General features: G+C 72.1%; 14 protein-coding genes. 5 read left to right on the plus strand and 9 right to left on the minus strand.

Translation table 11 applies throughout. From position 1 onward, the window contains the following. Positions 1-21 precede the first annotated feature (21 nt). The 3 genes from PV350_RS05605 to PV350_RS05615 all read right to left on the minus strand — a co-directional run bounded on the left by PV350_RS05605 (position 22) and on the right by PV350_RS05615 (position 11,846). A complete protein-coding gene (locus PV350_RS05605) occupies positions 22-9,399 on the minus strand; it encodes a hypothetical protein (RefSeq protein ID WP_500333049.1) in 9,378 nt (3,125 codons plus the stop codon). After that, positions 9,396-11,471 carry a S1 family peptidase gene (locus PV350_RS05610; RefSeq protein WP_500333050.1) on the minus strand — a complete coding sequence of 692 codons (2,076 nt, stop codon included), beginning with the start codon at positions 11,469-11,471 and terminating at the stop codon, positions 9,396-9,398. The genes PV350_RS05605 and PV350_RS05610 overlap by 4 nt, the downstream gene beginning before the upstream one ends. A gap of 63 nt (positions 11,472-11,534) precedes the next feature. Next, positions 11,535-11,846 carry a trypco2 family protein gene (locus tag PV350_RS05615; RefSeq protein ID WP_500333051.1) on the minus strand — a complete coding sequence of 104 codons (312 nt, stop codon included), beginning with the start codon at positions 11,844-11,846 and terminating at the stop codon, positions 11,535-11,537. Positions 11,847-12,217: 371 nt separating this feature from the next. Here PV350_RS05615 and PV350_RS05620 point away from each other — a divergent pair, with 371 nt between their 5' ends. Next, positions 12,218-12,724 carry a hypothetical protein gene (locus PV350_RS05620; RefSeq protein WP_500332275.1) on the plus strand — a complete coding sequence of 169 codons (507 nt, stop codon included), beginning with the start codon at positions 12,218-12,220 and terminating at the stop codon, positions 12,722-12,724. Here the strand turns inward: PV350_RS05620 and PV350_RS05625 are convergent. Beyond that, positions 12,684-13,589 carry a LysR family transcriptional regulator gene (locus PV350_RS05625; protein ID WP_500333052.1) on the minus strand — a complete coding sequence of 302 codons (906 nt, stop codon included), beginning with the start codon at positions 13,587-13,589 and terminating at the stop codon, positions 12,684-12,686. The genes PV350_RS05620 and PV350_RS05625 overlap by 41 nt on opposite strands. A 112-nt stretch (positions 13,590-13,701) precedes the next feature. Between PV350_RS05625 and PV350_RS05630 the strand changes: the two genes are divergently transcribed. Further along, the gene (locus PV350_RS05630; RefSeq protein ID WP_499509330.1) at positions 13,702-14,973 is read left to right on the plus strand and encodes an MFS transporter; all 1,272 of its coding nucleotides are present in this window, start codon (positions 13,702-13,704) and stop codon (positions 14,971-14,973) included. Positions 14,974-15,064: 91 nt separating this feature from the next. On the opposite strand, the gene PV350_RS05635 is transcribed toward PV350_RS05630, so the two are convergent. The 5 genes from PV350_RS05635 to PV350_RS05655 all read right to left on the minus strand — a co-directional run bounded on the left by PV350_RS05635 (position 15,065) and on the right by PV350_RS05655 (position 19,010). Then, positions 15,065-15,922: an alpha/beta fold hydrolase gene (locus PV350_RS05635; RefSeq protein ID WP_499509331.1), complete on the minus strand. Its 858-nt coding sequence runs from the start codon at positions 15,920-15,922 to the stop codon at positions 15,065-15,067. Positions 15,923-15,949: 27 nt separating this feature from the next. Then, a complete protein-coding gene (locus tag PV350_RS05640; protein ID WP_499509332.1) occupies positions 15,950-16,795 on the minus strand; it encodes a 3-methyl-2-oxobutanoate hydroxymethyltransferase in 846 nt (281 codons plus the stop codon). Positions 16,796-16,806: 11 nt separating this feature from the next. Continuing rightward, a complete protein-coding gene (locus PV350_RS05645; RefSeq protein ID WP_500333053.1) occupies positions 16,807-17,307 on the minus strand; it encodes a 3-methyl-2-oxobutanoate hydroxymethyltransferase in 501 nt (166 codons plus the stop codon). 1 nt (position 17,308) lies between these two features. Beyond that, positions 17,309-18,595, minus strand: a complete 1,287-nt coding sequence (locus PV350_RS05650; protein ID WP_499509334.1) for an aromatic ring-hydroxylating dioxygenase subunit alpha — start codon at positions 18,593-18,595, stop codon at positions 17,309-17,311. A gap of 91 nt (positions 18,596-18,686) precedes the next feature. Further along, complete coding sequence (locus tag PV350_RS05655; protein ID WP_499509335.1) at positions 18,687-19,010, minus strand: 2Fe-2S iron-sulfur cluster-binding protein; 324 nt, start codon at positions 19,008-19,010, stop codon at positions 18,687-18,689. A 142-nt stretch (positions 19,011-19,152) separates the two neighbouring features. Here PV350_RS05655 and PV350_RS05660 point away from each other — a divergent pair, with 142 nt between their 5' ends. From PV350_RS05660 to PV350_RS05670, 3 genes are all read left to right on the plus strand, one after another. Next, a complete protein-coding gene (locus tag PV350_RS05660) occupies positions 19,153-19,914 on the plus strand; it encodes a 2,3-bisphosphoglycerate-dependent phosphoglycerate mutase (RefSeq protein ID WP_500333054.1) in 762 nt (253 codons plus the stop codon). Positions 19,915-20,005: 91 nt separating this feature from the next. Beyond that, positions 20,006-21,142 carry a cupin domain-containing protein gene (locus tag PV350_RS05665; protein ID WP_499509337.1) on the plus strand — a complete coding sequence of 379 codons (1,137 nt, stop codon included), beginning with the start codon at positions 20,006-20,008 and terminating at the stop codon, positions 21,140-21,142. Between the two features lie 28 nt (positions 21,143-21,170). After that, positions 21,171-22,772 carry an ethanolamine ammonia-lyase reactivating factor EutA gene (locus PV350_RS05670; protein WP_500333055.1) on the plus strand — a complete coding sequence of 534 codons (1,602 nt, stop codon included), beginning with the start codon at positions 21,171-21,173 and terminating at the stop codon, positions 22,770-22,772. The last annotated feature ends 240 nt before the right edge of the window (positions 22,773-23,012 follow it).

The raw sequence follows: 23,012 nt of genomic DNA on the forward strand, positions 1-23,012 counted from the left end.
CAGCTGCGGCGCCGCACACGGTCAGTCGGGGGACGGGCCCGAGGTGCCGTGCAGGTTGCGCAGTACCCGCCGTGCCAGGTCGCCCTCGGACCCGAACGGTGGTGCCACCACCGGAAGGAGGGTGAGCGGAACGGCGTCGTTGATCACGTGATCGGCCAGCGCCCGAAGCTGTTCGCGCTGCCGCCCGAGCAGCGTCGGCTGAGCGGTCGCGTGACCGGACGGAGGCAGCAACGTCCTTGCCCACGTCGCCGGCCCGGCCAGCACAGTCGCGTCCCGCAGGAGCTCCTCAGCGGATTCGAGTTCGCCGACGGCGGCGAGCAACGAACGGGCCACGGGCGCCAGGGCGTTCTCGACGTTGCGCAGCACCGGTTTGGTGAGCATCGCCCTGCAGAATTCACGCAACTGCCGCACCTGCCGCGGCTCAAGCTCACGAGCCAGGGAGAGCGCGCGCAGCCGGACCCACGCACCGCCGAGACGATGCACCTCAGGCTCGCCCACCCACGCTGTGGCGAGCTGCTCGGTGTGCAGGCTGGCCGCCGCACGTCGGCCGATCTGGTGCAGGTACAGCACGACCACCGGATCCCAGTCCCGGTCCCGGCCGGCGAGCGCGTCCATCACGAGCGCCCCGGCCAGCAGGGGGGCGGCATCCATCTCCTCGTCACCGATCAGGTTGAAGACGGCCCGGCCGTGGGCGGCCATCCAACGAGCGGTCACCTCACGGAGCTGCCGCACGTCCACCTCGGCTCCGTCGACCATGTCCCCGGCAAGGCGCACCACGGCCTCGGCCGGCGCGTCGCCGGTGGCTCCGCCCATACCCTCGCGGTACCAGCGGCGGTACTCGTCGAACCGGCCGAGGGCGGCACCGGGGCTGCCGTCCTCGACGATCGCCTGGTGCGCCACCGTCAGCCAACGAGGGAGATCGAGGGTGACTCGCCGGCTGTTCGCGTCCACCGTCGTCACCGACGGCTGGCCCCCTCGGTCGACGGTGTCGACTTCGGTCAGACGGGAGGTCCCCGGCGTCAATTCCGGGTCGGTGGACACGTAGGACATCAGGATCGGAGGCATCTCGAGTCTGGCGATGTACCGCCACGTGCCGTCCCCGGCAGGCCGTGGACGTCCCTCGCCCAGCACGAGCCGGAGGGACTGGCCCAACTGCAAGCGCCTGAGCTGGTGGGAGACGGCCGGGCGGGTGTTGACGGACAGGCTGCCGTCGGGGCGCAGCCGCGCCGTCAACCGGTTGGCGCGTGCCAGGTTGGCCAGCAGGTCCCCGGCCGCGACGTCCCGTACCCACGAGGCCTGCTCGGCCCCCAGCCAGTGCAGCTTGGAGGTGGCCACGTCCCGGCACACCACGCCGACGGCTGCCCCGTCGACCGCCACCTCGGCCTCCGGAACGACGACCACGTCCTGGGGTCCCGCGTCCCCGGCCGCCTCGGCCAGTCCCGGCTGCCGCACACCTCGCTCGTCCACCCGCCACCAGAGGACGAGGGGGCGGCTGCGCGTCGCTCCGTCCAAGGCCGCGGCCACCTGCCCGGCGAACGTCGTGGGGACGCCGAGGACCGCCTCTTCGAGGGAGACCGAGTACACCGCCGCGCCGGACCGGAGCAGCAGTTGCCGACCCGACGCGGCGAGCAGTTCCGTTCGCACCTGCCGGGCACGCGGCCAGAACCCCGACGGCTGCCGTTCCCGCGAGACGGTCACCACGGGCCGGTCGATGCCGACACTGTGCACGGTGACGGGGAGTTGCCCGTCGAAGGCCTCGAGCAGGTTCCGTCTGCCGGAATCATGCGCGAGTCGCCGGTGCAGCCAGTCGTACCCCGGCCAGTTGCGGTCCCCCCGGGGCGCGACCCGCACCTCCACATCGGGCAGTCCGGCCACGGTCATCCGGTCGTGCTCGTCCGCCATGAGCAGCACGGTGTCACCGGGCCGGACCGATCCGGCCGAGTACGGCTCCACGTCGTTGCGGGCGTCGAGCCATACTGCCTCGACACCCTGCAGCGCGGTCAGTGCGGTCCTGTCGAGCGGGTAGACCAGTCTCCCCTGCCCGTCCGCGAGGTGGAGCGCACCGCCTCCACGGTCGGTACCTCTCACCGGCAGCAGGACCCGGGCGTCACGGTCGTCACGGGGCAGCGCTCCGGTCATCGCGGGCCGCCAGGATGTGAGCACCAAGGACTCCTGACTCGCCTCCCAGCCGTGGGCGTCCTGTGAGGAATCGGCCTGGGACAGACCGATCTGGTCCCCGGGGGCGAAGGCCTGCCAGTCCAGCCCGATGAGGGCGGTACGGCCTTCCGCTGTGACGAGCGCACCGCGGATCTCCACCAGGCGCCCCGGCCCGAGCTCGACCCAGACACCCCCGCCGTCGGCGGACGCGCCGGCCACGGTCAGGGGGCGCTCGCGAGCGGGTCCGTCCAGAAGTTCGCCGGCGGGGAAGCCGAAGGCGGCGAGACGGTCCGGCCCGTACCGCAGCGTCCAGCCGGCGTCGTCGTCAAAGGCGGCGCCGTCGAACATCAGGCTGCCGGGGTCGACTTCGTACGGTCCGACGATCCGATCCCCGCGGGCGTGCCCTGTGTACCGGTCATGGTGCTGCCACCGGAGCGCGGCGCACGCTCTGGCGATGCTACCCGCCGTGGTGTAGCGGAATGACATCCGGGCCCACGGCACGGGGAGGGTGTCGCGCTCCCCCCGCGGCTCTCCGGGCAGAACGCGAGGTCGCACCTCCGCGGGCCGGTCGGCGTCGCGCCGCACCAGGCGGGCGACACGCGCCTCGTTCCGGGAAGCCAGTCGGAGCTCGACCGAGCCGTCGCGCGATTCCCTCAGCCAGCAGATCTTGGGATGGGGAGCGGCAAGGACCTCGGCTCCGGCACCGTTCACCGGCGACGCCTGCACATCGGGCAGGCCGGACACCACGAACCCGGACCCCATGTCGCGACGGCGCTCCGGTGAGTTCCGTCGCAGCAGGTCCGACTTGGGGAAGGCAACCGCGGCGCGGCCCTTCGCTCCGACGTAGGACTGGTCGGCCGGCAGCGCGGTCGTCAGGACCACCCGTCGTGCGTCGTCGAGTACGAGGCGGACCACCGAGCCGTGTCGGGCTTCCTCCGCGCCGACCACACCGGCCGTACCGTAGAGGACACCCGGCGCGATCTCCAGACGCCCCGCACCACGGGTGGCGACCCTGCCGAACACCGCGTAGCAGGAGCCACCACGACTCGCGAGATAGCTGACAAGGGTCTCGGGCCGCCGCGCCGGGCCGTCCTTGATCGAGCCGTGACGCACGCCCTTCCGGTTGGGGGCGGTGAGCCGCACGAGCATCACGACCTCCGCCTTCTCCACGTCCAGCCCCCGGGCGAGCAGTCTGGCCAGGGTGCTCTCGCGGAAGGAGAACTCCCGCCGGTTCACGCGGACGGAGAGGTCTTCGGTGTTGAGGGCGTCAGGAATGCCGAAGATCACGGTGAGCTCGTTGCTGGTCCGCTCGATCTGCCGGGCCGTCAGGAAGACGCGGTCCTTGTCCCTGAGTCCGGCTCCGTCCGCTCGGACGGCCTGGAACATCCGTTCCCGGCCACCGGTGGAGATCGCCGTCTCGTTGTCGAACCTGGCCAGGATCCGGCGCCGTACCAGACCCGTCTCGCCGCTCTGCCGCAACTGCTCGAACACCAGTTTCCGGCTGTCGTCGTCGAGGGTCGCGGGGAACGGGACCCATTCCGCGCTGCGGAACGGGTCGTCGCCGCGACGCCGACCCGCCTGCGCCCTCATCACCCGCAAGGTCCCCGCGGCAACGCCGACCTCGACGTCGAGCAGATGCAGATACTGCTGGCGCCGCTCGTCGACGATCTGCGTGACGTACCTGGGGCGGATGTCACGCCAGGCGATGACCATGACGGGGTCGCCGCCGTCGTCGGCCGCCACGAAGCTCGCGGCCTCGATGCGGTCACCGTGGAACAGCGGCGGCAGTCCGCGGCGGTCCGGGGAGCCCGCGACGCTCAGCCTGTCCGCCGGTACAGCGACCGTCCACCCGTATCCCCACTCGAAGACGTGGGCGTCCAACTGGGCCGTCGGAGGGGACACGTAGTGGAGGGCATCGGCAAAGGGCCGGCTCACGTCGCCCGCGGTGACCTCCTGATGCATCAGGCGCATGAACTCGGGCAGGGTCTTCGGGGTGGCCGTGGCATACGACGCGGCGTATCCGTCCCCGTGCGGCACGAGCCTCACCCGGACACCCAGCGTGCGGTAGGGCACCCCGGCGACCGCGGGCTCCTCGCCCGGCAGCAGGGGAAGCCGGGCGGAGAGCTTGCCGTCGGGCCCCGGGGGCCTGAGGCCGCCCGTGATGTCGACGTGCGCCTTGGCAAGACTCGCCGTCACGTGATCGTGCCCCGCCGCGAGGAATCGCTGCCATCGCCCGGCGTGGTCGACCTGCTGTACGCGGCGGGGGGCCGAAGCCGAGCGTGCACGGAGGGAGAAGGTGCGGCGCGCGCGGACCAGGTCCCCCCGGCCAGAGCGCGACGGGGTGAGATCCAGCCGGACACCCACGACCTGGGCGTCACCGACGTCCTCACGGAACGACGAGCCGCCGAACAGCACCACCGAGTCCTTGCGGGCGCGCACCGCCACGGTGCGCATCGTGATGGCCCGGCGGTCGAGCAGTGTGACGTCGGCGGTGGTCAGGTCCAGCCGGCGGACGGCGTCTCCGCCGGCGGCGGGGCGGCGCACCAGCACGGGTCGTGTCGGGTGCTGGTAAAGATCGGAGCCTCCGTCGGAACCGACGAAGACCTCGGGTCCGTCGACATCCGCACCGGTCCGCACCTCGAACAGGGCGCGTACGGTGATCTCCCTCGGAGAGAACCGGAAGGTCCACTGCGCACCGTCACGCGTGCCGACGAACGTCTGGCCCACCAACTGGGCGATCGTCGCGCCCAGGTGCTGCTGGGGGAGCTCGACGTAGTGGACCTGGTCGCCGAAGCGGCACCACGTGCCGTAGACCGTGTCCCCGCCCTGTCCCGGCGCGGAGGCGCGCGCGACGACCACCCCTTCCGCCACGTCGGCCAACGAGACCTGCCGCCGGACCTCCGCCGTGTCCGCGCCGTCCGTGTGGACGCGCGTGGCGAGCTCCTCGACCGTCATTGCCGAGCCCGGCGGCCGCGGCACCGGCACCCTGTACACCCGGACCACGTCGGCGGCCCGGCCGCTGACCATGCCGCCGGCCGACCTCCCCACCGCATCCGGGTTCAGCAAGGTCAGCGAGTCGGTCTCCAGCCGCACGGCGACCCCGGTCGACGTGGTCGCCCATACCAGCGCGTGCTCGAGACTGTGCGAGAAGATCCGCCGGAGCGTCACCCGGGCGCCGACGGGCACGTCGCACACCTCCTCGAACCGCTCCACCGTCGGGAAGTGCCGGTCCTTCACCCCGCTGACGGGTACCAGCGTGACCGTGACCTCGGCCAAGCGAGCCTGTCGCTCGCTCCACGGGGCGGTGATCACGTAGGCGCGCTGCGAGCCGCCCTCCGCTCCGCGCGCCACGACCGCGGGGGGAAAGCCCTCGGGAGGATCGACCTCGATTCTGTATCCGCGCTCGCTCTTGGTGGCGACGGTGAATTCGTGCTCGTTGCCGCTGAACAGGCGTAGCCACCGCACGTTCCGGCTGTCGTCGGCGGTGACCCGCAGACGCGGCCCCCCGGTGGCAGCCCGGTTCACTTGCAGGATGACCCCTCCCGGCTGCCCGTCGAGCAGTGCGGCGACGGCCTCGGGGTCCTCCCAGTCGGCGTCGGTGAGGCGGTAGAGGAAGCCCGGCCGGGTGACGAACAGATCGCCACCCGCGTGGACCAGCCGTGCTCCTTCGGGAGAGTCGAGTTCCTTGACGATCAGTTCGCTGAGCGAGCGCTCGACCGGCACCCAGTGCCGGAGTTCACCGTCCCACCGGACGGGAACGGTCATCGGCCCCCCACCCTGCCCGCCGAACGCCCGTGACAGATCGGGATCCCAGCGTCGGCGAACCGAGTCGGCGACCGCACCGTCACCGTTCGGATACACCGCACCGCTGACACCGTCCACCTCGACCCGTAGCCACGGACGTGTCATCCGTACCGTGGCCGTGCGCACTTCACCGGGCTCGGGCTCGGACCACGGCAAGCGCCGGACGGAGACCACGGCGGCCGGCCCCCCGCGGATCTCCGCGGCCACGACGTCACCGGTCCGCAGTCCGAGACCCTCAGGAGCCCCGCCGTACGGCAACGGGGTGCCGAGCCCGGCGTTCAGCCAGACACGGGTGTCCTCGATCTCCGTCACGACGGCGAAGACCGTGCGCGCCGACTTCGTGATCTCCTGCAGCATCTGCTGCCGGTACCGCTCGCTGGGGAACAGGTCGTGAATCCGGCCCGTACGCCCCGGGCTCCGCACCGTCGCCGGACTCACCACGTCGAGCAGATAGGAGATCTCCTCCGCTCGGAAGCGGTCCGTGGCCGTTGCGGCCACGATCAGTTCCGGTACACCCTCGCCCCGTCGGTGACGCCGATCCGTCAGCGGCACGCGTGTTCCGCTCAGAAGCGGTCGCAGCTGTGTGCGGGCCCACAACGCGTGCGCGCGCTCCAGCACGGGCACGCGCTCCGACTCCTGATGCGCCGATGCCGCGATGCCGTCCAGGTACCGCCGTATGGCCTGCTCCCGGTTGACGGCCGCATGCCTCCCCCGGCGGACTTCCGAGACGCCCCACAACGTCAGCCGCTGCCCCCGGTACTGTCTCTGGCGGTAGATCGTTTCCAGGGCACGCAGACGCAGGCGGTCGGTGGCCTCCCGCGCCAGGCCGACGGAGCCGGCGAGCTGCTCCAGCAGCATCTCGATGTGACGGGGCGTGGACGAGCCGAATTCCATGATCGCATCGACCGTCGCGCCGTGCACCGAGGACAGGAGTCTCTCGTAGTCGACACCGCCGCCCGGTACGGCAGGTGCGAGCAATCGGATCATGATGGCCCGTACGTCGAGCGACAGTTCCTCACGGCGCTGCACGGCGTGGATGCGGTCGAGCCAGTCCTCGATCCATTCGCGGTACTCGTCCGAGGTCACGGCTTGGTGATCCTGCAGGAGTGCCACCAACCGCAGCGCTCGCATCGTGATCGGCGCGCTGTCGACGCGCGCCCAGCCCTCGAGGTCGGGGGTGGACTCACGCCACACCTGAAGGGGATACCGGGGCGACAGCAGCAACCGCTCGGCACGCACAGTGTTGACGGTGACGGCCTCGGGATCGTCTCCGGCCCGTCGCAGCCGCGGCTCGTACAACTTCCGCAGTCCATCCCGCTGGCCGTACCAGTCCAGGTCGAGCTGCGGCCACCGACTGCCCACCGGGTCCGGCCAGTCGGCCGGGTATATCTCCTTCAGCAACTGCGCCGTCGGCATCAGGTCCGGCGTCCACCGCCCTCGGGTCAGCGACACCGAACGGGTCCGCACCGGCTCCTCGGAAGTGCCCGGCTGTTGCCGTGCTCGCTCCTTCTCGAACTTCCCGCGACGCCGCGACTCCTGCTGCTTGAGGGCACGAAACTGCGTCAAAAGCAGACTGAGCCGGTCCAGCCCCGCCATCAGCACGCGCAGCGCCAGGGGCGGGTCGCCCAGGAACCAGCGCCCGGGCCCCTCTTCCGGGCGGATGGCGCTGGACTCCACCCAGGCACGGCGGATCCACATCGTGCAGATGGCGCCGACGGCTTGACGCGCCAGTCGTGCGGACTGCTCGTTGTCCTCGAGGTCGGCTGACGCGTCGTCCTCCAGCATACGGGCCGCGAAGTCGGCGAATCGTCGGGGATCGACCCGGGGATCGTGGCCGGCCCCGGTCTCCTGGAGAACCCGGTGCACATGCCAGACGAGGGAGGCGAGCGCCGGACCGAGGGGGTGGTCGCCGGTGTACTCGCCGAGCTCCAGGTCGGTGAGGAGCGTCGCCTGGTCACGGAGAACGTCGACGGTGTGGAGCACCAGGGCGGTCAGGTGATCGTGCTCCTGCTCCTCCCTGGCCTCGGGCAGTGCGGCAAGCAGGGACACCGACAGGGATGCGGCCGCGAGCAGGCGCACGAGGGGTTCCGAGGGCCCTGAAGACCCGAAGCGGAACGCAGGTCCGTTCCTGCGCATGTGGTCCCAGCCGTCGTGCCACCGGTCGACCCACGGCGAGCAGACGGTCGAGCCGGCCCGTTCGCCGGTCTCCTCAACCGGCGCCTCGTCGACCACGACACGGCTGCCCGGCGCCCGGCTCAGTTGGTGGAGCAGCGAGAGGTGTTCCGTCGCACGGGTCGTCATCCTGCCGACGTGCACCGTCACCGTCTCTCCCGGTGTCCGTCGCGGCGTCCGCCACCAGCGTGCCAGACGTGCCGCGGCCCCCACCGGGTCCACCTCGGCGGCGAGCGACCACAGCACCGACTGCCACAGCACCGCTCCCATCGCGTCCCAGGCTCCATTGGTGTGCCCGGTCAGCAGGGCGTAGAACTCAGCGCACGCCGACGTGTCATGACGCCTGGCGCGGGCCCACAGTGCCAGATCGTCCCCGGTGACCGCCTCCACTTCCAGTTCGGCGACCGACGGCGGGTCCTCCGTGTCGGGATGACCGAACCAGAGGCGGGCGAGCGCGTCCAACAGGTCCGGCTGCAGGTGCGGTGCGCCCCTGCCGTCGAGCCACAGATTGCGCCAGACCTCGTCGCGTGCTTGAGGGTCGGCTCGGCCGGATGCCTCGACCGCTGCCAGCAGCGCCAGACGGCCGTACTCACCCCGCAGCGCGGCCGCGGCAACCGGGTCCGCGTTCTCCCCGAGCCAGTCCTGTGCCGCCGACGTGGGGCGACGGCGGGTCAGTTCGGCGAGCGCGATCACCGTGACGGTGGGCACGATGTGGTCGTTCAGGTCGTGGTAGGGCGGGCTGGGATCGGGGCCCAGCGCCCCCCTCGGCTCGTCGGCGAGGGGCTTCGTGATGTCCTTCAGCAGTACACGGCGCGCTCCCTCGGCATCCTGGATCACCGCCCCGAGAACCGTGCCCAGGTGGGCGGCGAGCGGATGATCCGTCGTGGCGAGCACTGCCTCGCACAGCTCGCCGATGCGCCGTCCCAGCTCGGCGTCGCCGTACCCCGACTGGGTCCTGCCGTCCTCGACGCGGTCGGCGGCCCGTTCCCTGCGCTCCACAGCGACCTCGGCCCCCTCGGGGCCCGGAGCTCCGTCGGCGGTTGCCGCCGTGCGGTCGGCCAACCGCCCGTGGGCGGTCAGCAGCGGACGCAGCGCGTAGAGCTGCAGCCAGGAGGGTGACGACTTGAGCGCCTCCGCCGCGTCCAAGAGGTCGGCCCGCTCCGCGTCGGTGCGGCGAAGGACACCCAGCGTGTCGAGGAATGCATGGGTGTCGGCCGGCGACAGACGCATCGCCGTACAGAAGTACCAGTCCGCGAGCAGGCTCATCCCATCGCTTCCTTTCCTGGCAGCGGAGGCCACATCGCCATCCGCATCTGGTGCGTCAATTCGGCGAGGTCCGGGTCCGTCTCGCTCCGGTCGACGGTGAACCCGGCCACACGGCGCGACTCCACGCTCAGGGCAGCGAGAGTCCTCACGGCGGACTCCGTCAGGGGCCTGCGTCCCAGCATCGCCCACCAGGCCTGTGACGCCTGGGGCGCTGCGGTTCCACCGTTGAGCAGGTGGTACTGCTCCGCCCTGACGGCCGCGACGACGGTTCCGGCCGAGGCGTGGGAAAGGAACTCGGCCGCCGGGCGGTCCGACGCCAGGTAGTCGGCCAGTTCCTGGACTGACCGGCAGCGTCCGTTGGCAGCCGCCTCCCGCCATGCGCCGGCTTCGCCGGCTCCCGTGCGCAGCAGGCCGAGCAGAACGGACTCGACGATTCGGCGGTCCCGGAACAGGCGAGGCACCCGCGACGGCGGGTCCACCTCGGGCACGGACTCCAGCCAGATCGTGACGTGGTCGTCGATCCCGGCCACCGCGGAGAGCGAGGCCCACCGTGTGGGACCGGATCGGTGCGCCGCGTGCCGGCGGAGGAGAGCGGGAAAGTAGCGCGGAGCGAAGTCTCGGACGAGGCCCAGCGCATGGGCCTCACGTTCCGGCGGCCCCCAGGCCGCGCTGCGGTTCAGCATCTCCACGACCGCACCGGCCACCGCCATCGGATCCGTCTGCGGTGGCAAGGGTTCACCGTCGTACGGGCACGGGGGCGCGGCCAGGGTGCGCATCTGCATCTCCGCGGCGACGGTCGCCATCAACCGGTGCCCGTCGGGCTCCGCTGTTCCGTGCGCAGCCGCACCAGACGACTCGTCAGGGGGCTCACCAGGACGTATCAAGGTCAGAACCTCCACCCGCTCGCCGGCTCGCCCGGCGCGGAGTTCACGGCCGATGTGCGTGGCGGCGGCGATCGCGTCGACGGCCTGCTCCGCCTCCACCAGCACGACGACGGACGCGTCAGGGGCAGCCGCGCGTATCTGGGCCCGGACCTCCCGGACCGACCTGGCGCCCGTCATCCCTCGTGGGTGGACGCCGACGGGCCATGGCACCACGAAGCCGGTCGCCGCCGAGGTGGCGGGCAGGTCGCGCAGTGCGGTCTCGGCGTCCATCGCGCGCCACGATCGTTCAGGAAAGTCCGTGGCGGGACCGCTGCCACGCCGGACCGGCCCTTCCTCGACCGCCGACAGCGCCGCCGCGAGCGCGGTACCCGGGCGAGCCGCCACCACATTGGTGGCGGGACCGCGTTCCAGGCACAACAGCGCGCCGAGGTCGGCGAGGTGGGCATCGTCCACCGGGCACGGACCGCCGCCGGGGATCCAGTCCACCGGCAGCCGGTAGGCGCGCAGCCCGGGCAGCGCGGGAGCGGGTGCCGGCCGCGGCTGCGTCCGTGGGACGGTCGCGTCGGGCAGGGCTGCGGGATCGATGCCCAGCACGTCGCTCAGACGCCTGCCGTCGGCGTCCTGCGCGTCTTTCAGGGCAAGGTCGAGGCGTGCTCCGGTCAACCGGGCCAGACCCTCTTTGAAGTTGTGCTCGGTGACGATCCCGATGATGCGGTCCGCAGCCCACACCGCGGCTCCGGACATCGCCTCCCAGGGCGAACCGTCCGAGGAATGGGCCGGAGCCCCGCTCAGCGTGATCTCGAGCGTCCCGCTGCGTCGGTTCGACAACGGCGCGACACGGCCGAACGCCTGGTGCAGGTCACGGAATCTTTTGTTGTCCTCGTCCTTGCGCAGCTTCCACTTCGGGAAGCCCGCGGTGTGCACCTCGATCTCCTCGTGACCGGCCCCCAGGCGAGCGAAACCCGCCGGGACGGGAACGGTTGGACGTTCATGGTCGAGAGTCAGCAAGGCGAGATCGCGCGTGTTGTCCAACCACTCGACGGTGCTGAGCGACTTCCACTGTTCGGGCTGATCCGCGTCAAAGCGAACCGCGACCATTTCCGCGTCCGCGACGACATGCGCCGCCGTCAACACACGCGAGCGTGAGATCTGGTAACCCGACCCACGTCTTTCCCCGCCGGAAAGCACAACGATGATCTCCGCGACCTGGCCGACGTGAAACGTACTCACCGGTCACCGCCGAGCCACGGACTATTTCTCGTCGTCGACCGCCGCACCGCCGATGAGGGCCGGATCGTCCGGTGCCGCCGCGAAGACGGGGAGCAGGGTCAACCGCATGGTCTGTGTGGACACGTTCTTCCGCTGCGAGCCGACTCCGGCGTCGAATACCCAGAACTTGACCTTCACATTGGGGTCGCGAACCTTCTCCACCCCGACCGTCAGTTCGAGTTCCACCTTCTCGGCCTTGAACCTGAGGTCCTTGTGCTCTCCGCCCCAGGCCGCCCGAGTGAGCTCCGACCGCAGCTTCCAGATCACATCTGCCAACTCGACCGCGTCGTCCACCGATCCCCCATGCTGTTGCGCCCCGTCCATGCTGACCAGAAACTGACGTCAATTCAAGGGTCCGTACAGCGGTATCCGTTGGCGAATGCCAGAAGATGGTCAGGTCCCGGCATCATAGCCCTCTTCGGGATGCCATTCGGCGGTATCCGCTGATTGCCCGCGGGAGAAGGATGGTGGCTACAACCCTCCCGGGGAGTGTTCGGCGGAGGGCCGATGAGCACCTCTCACCGCTCACCCGCTGCCGCACCGTCCGCACCCCGGCTCAGGTGGCGCGGTGCGAGGTCCGGCGCGTTACTGGAAGGTATGCACGCGACGACCGGCACTCCCTCCCCCCGGCGCGACGGCGCGCCCGACCGAGGCGCGGTGATCCCGTGACGGGCCGCAACGGTTTCGGACCCGTGCACGGGGTGCTGTGCGGGGCGGCCGCGGGCGCGGCGGGCACGACGGCGCTCAACACCGTGGGCTACCTGGACATGCTGCTGCGCGGCCGCGCCGCCAGCTCCGCCCCGGCGACCACCGTCGAACGGCTCTCCGAGACCACGCACGTACCGATCCCCGGCGACGACGCCGCCCGCCGCAACCGCATCTCCTCGCTGGGCGCCCTCACGGGCATCGCGGCCGGGGCGGGCATGGGCGCGACGCTCGGGCTGGCCGTGGGCTGCGGCTGGCGCCCGGCCACGGCCGTGCTGACGGCGACGGCGACCGTGGGAGCGCTGATCGGCACCAACGGCCCGATGACCGTGCTGCGCGTGACGGATCCGCGCACCTGGTCGCGGTCGGACTGGATCTCCGACCTCGTGCCGCACGTGGCGTACGCCCTGGTCACCACGGCCGTCCTCACGGGGCTCCGGGCGGGACGCGTACGAACCGGCCGATGAGCGCCAGCAGCGCCGTGAGCGCGGCGCCGGGCCGGCGCACCGAGGAGTAGGCGACCCCCAGCGACCACTCGAGGGGCCCGCCCGCGACGGGGCGCACGCACACGCCCGGGTCGTCCGCGGCGACCGCGAAGGACGGCATGATGGCCACGCCGAGGCCCTGCCGGACGTAGTCGGCGGTCATGGTGATGTCGGTGACCTCGATGACCACGAACCGCTCCAGGCCTGCGGCGGCGAACGCCCGGTCGACGACCAGGCGGTTCCCGAAGCCCACGGGCGAGTCGATGAAGGGCTCCCCCACCAGGTCGGCGAGGTCCACCGCGGATCCGGCTCCGGCCGGATGGCCGGCGGGCAGGACCGCCGTGAGCGGCACCGTGGCCAGCGACCGGACGGTCAGCCCGGCCGGCGGCCTGCCGGGCAGCGAGACGAACGCGACGTCCAGCTCACCGTCGACGAGGCCCTGGACGAGACCCGCGGTACCGCCGATCGACGCGCTGAGACGGATGCCGACCCGGGGATGGTCGGCGTGGAAGCGGCCGAAGAGCCCCGGCAGGTCGACGAGGGCGATGGAGGTCATCGTGCCGACCCGTACGGTGCCGCGCAGCCCACCGGCGACCTGGCCGACGGCGTCCCGGGCCGCCTGCGCGGCGGCCAGCGTCGCCCGTGCCTCAGGGAGCAAGGCCTCCCCGGCGGCGGTGAGGGCGACCTGCTTGGAGGTGCGCTCGAACAGCGGCGCCCCCAGCTCGCGCTCCAGCGCCCGGACGGCCGCCGACACCCCGGACTGCACCACGTGCAGCCGGCGGGCGGCGCGCGTGAAGTTCAGCTCCTCGGCGACGGCGAGGAAGTACTCGAGGTGACGGAGCTCCATGGCTGACCATCCATCAGATTGCTCGATGCGAGCACGGATCATCGTTGGACGCGATGGTACCTCCCGACGCACTCTTTGAGCGTTCAATCATTTCGTCAGCTCAGGAGAAGATGTGTCCCCCCAGACGGCCACCGCACGGCGCGTCGGCAGGCCCGCCTCCCGCGTCGGCGTCACCGCCCGCCCTCCCGTCCGTTCCGACCGCCGGCGCCCGCTCGGGCACGGCTCCGGCTTCTGGGTCATCGCCTTCGCCTTCCTCGTGGCGATGGCCTTCACCGCCGTCCCGGCCCCGCTGTGGGCGCTCTACCAGGCCCGTGAGGGCTTCTCCACCTTCATGGTCACGGTCGCCTTCGCCGCCTACGCGGTCGGGGTCGTCGTGAGCCTCTTCCTCGCCGGGCACGTCTCCGACTGGTTCGGCCGGCGCCGCGTCCTGCTGCCCGCCGTGATCGTCGAGGCCCTCTCGGCGGTGATGTTCCTGACGTCCACGTCGCTCGGGGTCGTGATCGCCGCCCGCGTCGTCTCCGGGCTGGGCGTCGGGATGATCACCGCCACGGCCACCGCGCACCTGGCGGAGCTGCACACCACCGCGCGGCCGCATGCGGGACGGGGCCGCTCCGACCTGATCTCCACCACCGCCAACATGGGCGGCTTCGCCGTGGGCCCGCTGGTGTCCGGACTGCTCGCCCAGTACGCGGGGGCGCCGCTGCGCACCCCGTACCTGGTCTTCCTCGGGCTGCTGCTGCTCGCCTCCGCGGGTGTGGCGCTCGTACCGGAGACCGTGGAACGGGCCGAGGAGCGCCCCGCCTACCGGCCGCAGCGCGTCACGGTCCCCCCGGCGGCGCGCCCGGCGTTCTTCGCCGCCTGCGGGGCGACCCTGGCGGCCTTCGCGGTGCTGGGCCTGTTCACCTCGGTGGGGCCCTCGTTCGTCGCCGGTACGCTGCACCACCCGTCGCGCGCGCTGGCCGGCCTGGTGCCGTTCCTGGACTTCGGTTGCGCGGCCGGCGCGCAGGCGCTGCTGCTGCGGGTCAGCGCCCGGCGTCAGCTGGCGACCGGCCTCACCTCGATGGTGGCCGGACTGGCCGCGGTGACCGCGGCCGTGTGGCTGCCGAGCTTCGGCCTGTTCCTGGCCGGCGGCATGGCCGCCGGTGCCGGTGCCGGTGTGCTCTTCAAGGGCACCGTGTCCACGGTCGTCTCCCTGGCGGAGCCGCGGCGCCGTGGCGAGGCCCTCGCGGGCCTGTTCCTGGCCGCGTACATCGGCCTGGCGGTGCCCGTCCTCGGGCTCGGCGTGGGCACGCTGTACGTCTCGCAGCGGCTGGCGCTCCTCGGTTTCGCCGCCGCGCTGATCGCGATCTGCGCGATCGTCAGCCGCCGCCTCCTGCGCCGCTGAGAACGGCCGGGCGGCCGGGCGGGCCCCCACGGAGATACGGGAGCCCGCCCGGCCGGTGCCCGGCACCACGCCAATGACGCCGCGACGGCCGTCAGCCGCCGTCCGCGCCGCCCAGGAACCCCAGCACCCGGTCCGCCGCGGTCACCGCCGTCTGCTCCGCGACCGGGACCTCCCAGAACTCCGAGCGCGTCAGGCACTCCTGGAGGTAGCGGGCCGCCGAGGGCGCGTGGGAGTCGTCCTGGCCGGGGACGACCAGGGCCGGGACGTCGAGCAGGAGCAGGTCCTCGGGTTCGGGGCCGGGGACCGTGTCGCGGTCGAAGAGCAGCCGGGCCGACCCGGCGACGGTCACCCGGTACCGCTCGGGGTCGGTGCGGGCGTAGGCGTCGGCGAACTCCGCGTCGCCGCGGATGACATGGGCCCACGGCCCGACGCGGGGGTCGGCGGTGAAACCGGCACCGGTGGTCCTGGCGAGGTCGACGACCCCGCCGAGCCCGTGCTCCGCGGCGTACGCGAGGTGCCGCTCGAAGCGGGCGTGCTGCTTCATGCGGTACCTCACCCCGCCCGCCGGGGAGTACAGCACCATGCCCAGCACCCGTTCCGGGTGGGCCACCGCGAGCGCGGCCGCGGTCGAGCAGCCGACGCAGCCGCCCATCAGGTGGGCCCGTGCGATGCCGAGGTGGTCGAGGAGACCGCGGCCCTGGGCGGCGTAGGCCGCCCAGGACAGGCGCTCGACCCGGCCGCCGGAGCGCCCGGACTCGCGCCGGTCGAAGGTGATGCAGGTGTACCGCTCGGTGAGCCGGTCGAGCAGCCGCAGCCTCCGGTACACCCCGACCGTCCGCCAGCCCTCCAGGCTGGAGTCGAAGCCGCCTGGCGAGAACATCAGCAGCGGCGGCCCCGAGCCGGCCGTCTCGTAGCGCGTGGGGATCCCGTCGATGACGGCGGTGGGCATGCGCGGTGGTCCTCTCGGTGGTGCGGCTCAGCCGGCGGGCGGGACGGCGGGCGGCACGCGCACTCCACCGGGGATCTGCCGGGCCGCGCGGACGTCCGCCGCGTACGCGGTGATCGCGTCGAGCGTGACGGCGGCGACGTTGGCGTACGACTCGGGCGGGTCGTCGATGGCGTCCGCGGAGTAACCGATGGCCGCGTGGGCCATCCGCATCCGGCCGTCGAGCCAGGGGCCGCCGCCGAATCCGCCGACGACCGGGACCGAGACGGCGGCGGCGACGGCCGCGCCGACGACGGGGCCGGAGTTGGTGAAGTTGAGCAGCGCGGCGCCGGCGTCCTCCAGCCGTCTGGCCTCGGCGACGAGGGCGTCGGTCATCTCCTCCGGCACCTGGTCGGCGGCCGAGGGGACCGCCCGGTACGCGACCCCGTAGCGCAGCGCGGTCTGGGGCGTGATGCCGAACTGGGCGAACACCGGGATGCCGGCGCGGGTGACGGCCGCCACCGCCTCCAGGAAGTCCGGGGCGCCGTCGAGTTTGACCATGTCGACGCCCGCCTCCTTCACGAAGCGGATCGCCGCCCGTACGGCGCTGCCGGTGCCCTCCTGGAGCGGGCCGAAGGGGAAGTCGGCGCTGAGCAGGGCCCTGCTGACGCCGCGCCGGACGGCCTTGGTGACGACGAGCATCTCGTCCATCGTGATCTCGAGGGGGTTGGCGTGCCCCCACAGGTTGACCCCGACCGTGTCGCCGACGGAGACCAGGTCGACCCCGGCCCGGTCCACGATGCGCGCCATCTGGTGGTCCCAGGCGACGACGCCGACGATCTTGCGGCCCTCCTCCTTCATGCGCCGCAGATCGCGCAGGCTGGTCTTGCCGGGCATGCCACGTCCTCCTAGACCCTGAGTGCGGTGAGCAGTTCGAAGACGTCGCCCTCGTCGGCGGAGAGCAGCAGCACCCGCGCGTAGGGGCGCAGCGCCGCGACGGCGTCGTCGGCCTCGAAGCCGTCGCCGAGGACGACGCCCGCGGTGGTGATGCCGTGCTGCCAGCAGAACCGGCCGATGGTGGCGGCCGTGGCCCGGCCGCCGTCCTCGGTGGCGAGGACGACGACGACGTCGCTGCCGTCCAGGACCGCGGGCAGCGTCGCGGGCGTGCCGTCGAGGGCGTGCAGCAGGGGGTCGTCGGTCCCGGCGGGGCGGGGGCCGCCGCCGGTGTAGAACCGGGCGTGGGCCCAGGGGTGTTCGGCCAGCCTCCGGGCGACGGCGGTCGCCCGGCCGTCCAGCCCGATGACGCGGGCGGCGCGGGCCGGCGCGATGGGCACGCGGATCCTGAACCGGGACTCGCCGGCGGAGGCCGCCCGCGCGCTCTCGCTCGGGTACACGGTGGGCGCCGCCACGTCAGACCGATGCCTGGGGGACGCCGGGGGTGACCTTGACCGCGTCGCGGCAGGAGTCGAGGAAGGACTCGGCCTGCGGCAGGACCACCGCCGCCGAGCGGACCCGCTGGTGCTCGGGGTCCACGCCGGGCGGTGTCACCCCCTGGTCCCGCAGGGCGAGCGCGGCCTTGCGGAGCTTCTGACGGGCCTTGATGATCCCGCTGTCGGCGGGGACGAGCCGCTCGCGGGTGCGGTCGACGACCGGGCCCATGCTCTCCTGGAGCGAAGCGTCCTGCATGGCGATGCCGGCCACGCCGGAGTAGGTGTCGCCGCGGCGCTGGGCCTCACGGTCGATCAGGTAGTCGTTGTCCATGTTGGCGACGGGCCGGTAGGTGCCGGGGATGTTCTTGCTGTGGACCCCGTGGCCGTCGGCCATCGCCTGCCGCTCGGTGTCGGTGAGCGCGCGGACGGGGTGGTAGTCGAAGGAGTAGGTCCAGCAGTTCTCGTCGTCGATCGGCACCCAGAAGTGGCCGTGCACGGGGTGGTCGCCGCGGGGCGGCACCATCGTGAAGGCCGGCATCACCCAGGGCGTGATGCGCCAGTAGTAGGTGCCCTCCTCGGCGTTGCGGCGGGCACCGACGAAGAGTCCCCCTTCGCTGTCGGCGACCTCGAAGAAGGGCTTGGTGTCCTTCATGTTGTACTCGTTGCCCTTGGCGCCCCTGAACAGCGGGTCGGTCTTCAGCCCGCCGGAGTGCAGGAACGTCACGTGGCTGGAGTCGATGCCGCCCTCGAAGGCCTGCAGCCAGTTGCACTGCTGCCAGCGCTTGGAGGTGTAGGTCTGCTCGGCCGGCACGTGGCACCACTCGAATGCGGGCAGCGGCGGCTGGGTGGCCTTGTCGCCCATGTACGTCCACAGCACGTCGCCGATCCTGACCAGCGGGTACGCGGTGAGCTGGACGTTCTGGCAGAAGCTGCTGTTGTCGGCCTCGGAGGGGACCTCCACGCACTGGCCGGTGACGTCGTACTTCCAGCCGTGGTACGGGCAGCGCAGCCCGGAGCCCTCGTTCCGGCCGAACCAGAGGGAGGCGCCGCGGTGCGCGCAGAACTCGTCGATCAGGCCGTAGCGTCCCTCGCTGTCGCGGAAGGCGACCATGCGTTCCGACAGCAGTTTCACGCGCACCGGCGGGCAGTCGTCCCCGGGGAGCTCCTCGGCGAGCAGTGCGGGGATCCAGTACTGCCGGAACAGCTCGCCCATGGGCGTGCCGGGGCCGGTCTGCGTGAGGAGCTCGTTGATGTCTTTTCTGAGCACGGCCGTTTCCCTTTCGGAACTGACCGCCGGGCGGCGGCGGATCGGTGGGTGAGCGTGCGGTGCGGCGGCGCCGGCAGCGCCCGCCGGGCGGTCAGGGCTGCTGCGGGGGGATGTCGACGGTCAGTCCGCCGAGTTCCTGCGTGACGCGGATCTGGCAGGCCAGGCGGCTGGTGTCGCGCCGCTCCTCGACGGCGAGGTCGAGGAGGTCGTCCTCCATCTCGCCGGGCGGGCCGACCAGGGCCGCGAACTCCTCGCGGACCCACACGTGGCAGGTCGCGCAGGACTGGTTGCCGCCGCATTCCGCGACGATCCCGGGGACACCGTTCCTGACCGCGGCCGACATGACCGAGTCACCGACCGCCGCGTCGACGGTGTGTTCGGGACCGTCACTGCCGACGAAGATCACCTTGGGCACGGTCCCTCTTTCTCTCGTGGTGGGACATTGCCGAAGCGATGGACAGGCCGAAAGGCCATGGCCATCGGTTCATGGTCTGTCCATTAGACCAGATGCCGCGAGAACGAAACAAGGGACCGTCGCGCGGGCCACAATCGGCGCCATGCGAACACTGGTCCTGCTCCGCCACGGCGAGAGCGAATGGAACGCGGAGAACCGGTTCAGCGGCTGGGTCGACGTCGGCCTGACGGCGCGCGGGGAGGAACAGGCCCGGCACGGCGGCCGGTTGCTCCGCGAGGCGGGACTGCTCCCGGACGCGCTGCACACCTCGGTGCTGACCCGCGCGGTGCGCACCGGCGCGCTCACCACGGCGGCGGCCGGCCACCCCGGCGTACCGGCGACGCACCACTGGCGGCTGAACGAACGTCACTACGGCGCGCTCCAGGGACGCGCCAAGCACGAGACGCTGCGCCGCTACGGCGAGGAGCGCTTCCGGCACTGGCGCCGCTCGTACGACGGCACCCCGCCGCCGATCGCGCCGGGCGACCCGTGGGACACCTGCGACGATCCCCGCTACGCGCACCTGCCACCCGGCCTGCTGCCGCGCACCGAGTCGCTGGCGGACGTCACGGAACGCCTGCTGCCGCATTGGCACGACGTGGTCGTGCCCGATCTCCGCGCCGGGCGTACGGTCTTGATCGTCGCCCACAGCAACTCCCTGCGGGCGCTGGTCGCACACCTGGACCGACTCGGCCGCGAGGAGGTGAAGGAACTGAACATCCCGACCGGGAACCCGCTGGTCTACGGCCTGGACGAGGCCCTCCGACCCGTCGTGCGCGGGGGTCGCTACCTCGCTCCGGGCGCCGCCGCGGCCGCCGCGGAGGTGGCCGGGCAGGGGCGCGAACCCAGTGCGACACAGCGTTGACGGGCCCTCACCGTGGACTTATGGTTCTACCAATCTGCCACCCACTCAGCCCACTCAGTGATGTGAGAGCCGAACCACGAAGGGCCGACGCATGGCCAAGGACGCGATCGTCAACGAGAAACTGGCGGCCAAGTTCGCCACGGAGAAGGAATCCCCCTACACCCGCTGGGTCGCCGCCGAAGGGCTGGACATCATCGCCGCCCACTACGTGCCCGACCTGCGCACGGTCGAGCTGAAGCCGTGGGAACGGCGCGGCGGGCGCGGCGTGTTCATCAACCACGAGGCCACCCGGACCTCGAACGACTGCTACGTGTGCGAGATCCCGGCGGGCGGGAGGCTGGCGCCCCAGCGGCAGCTGTTCGAGGAGATGATCCTCGTCCTCGACGGACAGGGCTCGACACGGGTCTGGAACGACGCCGGCGCCGAGGTCACCTTCGAGTGGCAGGCCGGGTCGATCTTCGCCATCCCGCTCAACGCCCACCACCAGCACTTCAACGGCTCCGGCCGGAAGACCGCGCGCTTCGTCTCCTCCACGAACCTGCCGCCGGTGATCAACCTCTACGGGGACGCCGACTTCGTCTTCCACACCCCCAGGGACTTCACCGACCGCTTCGCGGGCGAGCCGGACTACTTCTCCCCCAAGGGCGAGCAGAAGGGACTGCTGCTGGACACCAACTTCGTCGCGGACGCGGTCAACCTGCCGCTGGTCGAGGCGAAGGAGCGCGGTGCGGGCGGCGGTCACATCCGCTTCGCGATGGCCAAGGGCTCGATGAACAGCCACATATCGCAGTTCCCGACCGCCACCTACAAGAAGGGCCACCGGCACGGCCCGGGCGCCCACGTGATCATCCTGTCCGGCGAGGGCTACAGCCTGATGTGGCCCGAGGGCGAGGAGCCGCGGCGCTACGAGTGGGGCCCCGGCTCGCTGATCGTGCCCCCCAACATGTGGTTCCACCAGCACTTCAACACCGGTCCGGAACCGGCCCGCTACCTGGCCTTCAAGCACGAGGTGGTCTCGGTGCGGAACGCCCAGGGCGTGCCCAAGGCCTGGATCAGCCGGCGCATCGGCGGCGACCAGATCGACTACGCCGACGAGTCGCCCTTCGTACGCGAGACCTTCCGCGAGGCACTGTCCAAGCACGGCATGGAGCCGCGGATGGACGCCGTGTACGAGGCGGAGACCGCCACGCTGCCGCCCGCGCCGACCGGGGAATCCGTCTCCGCCTGACGACCGACACAGCCAAGGAGCGGGAACCGTGCGGCACTCCGGTGACCACAGCGACGACGACGGGGGGCGCACGGTCCACTCGGCGTACACCCCCGCCCACGACCACGTGCACGACGACGACGTGGCCGGCGCCCTGGAGGACAACCCGATCTGGCGGCAGGACAACGTCACGCTGCACAGCGTCGGGATGGACATCGGGTCGTCGGGCACCCAGGTGGTCTTCTCCCGGCTGCACCTGCGCCGGATCGGGGAGGACCTGACGAGCCGGTACCTGGTGGTCCGCAGGGACACCGTGTACCGGTCCCCCGTCGAACTGACCCCGTACGCGAGCGACGAGCACATCGACGCCGGTGCGCTCGGCTCGATCATCGACAAGGCCTACCACGACGCGGCCGTGGACCCCGCGGACGTCGACACCGGGGTGGTGATCCTCACCGGCGAGGCGCTGCGCCGGCGCAACGCGGAGGCCATCGCGGGCGTGCTGGCCGAGCGCGGCGGCGAATTGGTGACCGCGACGGCGGGCCACCACATGGAGGCCATGCTCGCCGCGTACGGATCCGGCGCGGCGCAGGCCTCCTACGACCGCGGACAGCGCATCCTCAACGTCGACATCGGCGGCGGGACGACCAAGCTCGCCGTGGTCGACCGCGGGCAGGTGGTGGCCACCGCCGCCGTGCACGTCGGCGGGCGGCTGCAGGTGACCGACGAACGGGGCCGTCTCGTACGGCTCGATCCGGCGGGCCGCCGGCACGCGGCCCGCGCGGGGTACGGCTGGGAACTCGGCGACACCGTGCGGGACGCCGAGTCCGAGCGGGTGGCGGAGACGATGGCCGACGCCCTGGTCTGCCTGCTGACCGCTCCCGGCGATCCGCCTCCCCCGGACGCCGGCCGGCTGTACCTGACCGACCCCCTGCCGGACGCCGGTCCCTTCGACGGGGTGATGTTCTCCGGCGGCGTCGCGGAGTACGTGTACGACCGGGAGCAGCGGGGGTTCGGCGACCTCGGCCGCCCGCTCGGCCGAGCGCTGCGCCGCCGGGTCGAGGACGGCTCGCTGCCCTTCCCGCTGCTGCCGCCCGGCGAGTGCATCCGCGCCACGGCGCTCGGGGCCTCGGAGTACAGCGTCCAGCTCAGCGGCAACACCGGGTGCGTCACCGATCCCGGTGCGCTGCTGCCGCGCCGCAACCTGCAAGTGGTCAGGCCGGTGTACGAGCTCGGGGAGACCGTCGACCCGCAGGCGGTCGCCGCCGCGGTCCGCCGCCGGCTGGTCGCGCTGGACGCGGGGCGCGACGGCGCCGACGTGGCCCTCGCGATGTCGTGGAGCGGGCCGCCGGGCCACGACCGGCTGCTGCCCTTCGCCCGCGGCGTCCGCGACGGCCTGGCGGAACGTATCGCCCGCGGACTGCCGGTGTACGTGATGCTCGACGGGGACGTCGCCATGACGCTCGGCCGGCTGCTGCGTGACGAACTCGACGTGGCCGTGGACGTGCTGGTCGTCGACGGGCTGAACCTGCGGGACTTCGACTGGATCGACATCGGGCGGATGCGCCACCCGTCCGGCACCGTGCCGGTGACGATCAAGTCCCTGGTGTTCGGCGAGGACCCCCACCAGGGCGGCCTGGCCGACGCTTGACGGTGCGTCAACCCCGACCGGTAACAATAACGTAACATCCAAGTCCGATGGTTAGACCATAAGACCTAACCTCCTGTTTCATGCAGGGACAGGCCCGGCTACCGGAAGGTGACACCGATGTGTGACAGCGGCCGGCCGGGCCGGCGGACCGAAGGGCCCGGCCGCCACCGGACGTCATCCCCGACCGGCCGCCGCCGGTCGTGAAGGACCCGCCCCGCTGACCGCGGGCCCGCCCCGGTC

The sequence above is a fragment of the Streptomyces sp. PA03-6a genome (assembly GCF_033792765.1).
Lineage (GTDB): Bacteria > Actinomycetota > Actinomycetes > Streptomycetales > Streptomycetaceae > Actinacidiphila.

What these genes read in the sequence shown, in the direction of transcription:
- PV350_RS05605 (WP_500333049.1), bottom strand. Translation starts at nt 9,399, where the DNA reads ATGAGCCTGCTCGCGGACTGGTACTTCTGTACGGCGATGCGTCTGTCG.
- PV350_RS05625 (WP_500333052.1), bottom strand. Translation starts at nt 13,589, where the DNA reads ATGGAGCTCCGTCACCTCGAGTACTTCCTCGCCGTCGCCGAGGAGCTG.
- PV350_RS05635 (WP_499509331.1), bottom strand. Translation starts at nt 15,922, where the DNA reads ATGCCCACCGCCGTCATCGACGGGATCCCCACGCGCTACGAGACGGCC.
- PV350_RS05640 (WP_499509332.1), bottom strand. Translation starts at nt 16,795, where the DNA reads ATGCCCGGCAAGACCAGCCTGCGCGATCTGCGGCGCATGAAGGAGGAG.
- PV350_RS05660 (WP_500333054.1), top strand. Translation starts at nt 19,153, where the DNA reads ATGCGAACACTGGTCCTGCTCCGCCACGGCGAGAGCGAATGGAACGCG.
- PV350_RS05665 (WP_499509337.1), top strand. Translation starts at nt 20,006, where the DNA reads ATGGCCAAGGACGCGATCGTCAACGAGAAACTGGCGGCCAAGTTCGCC.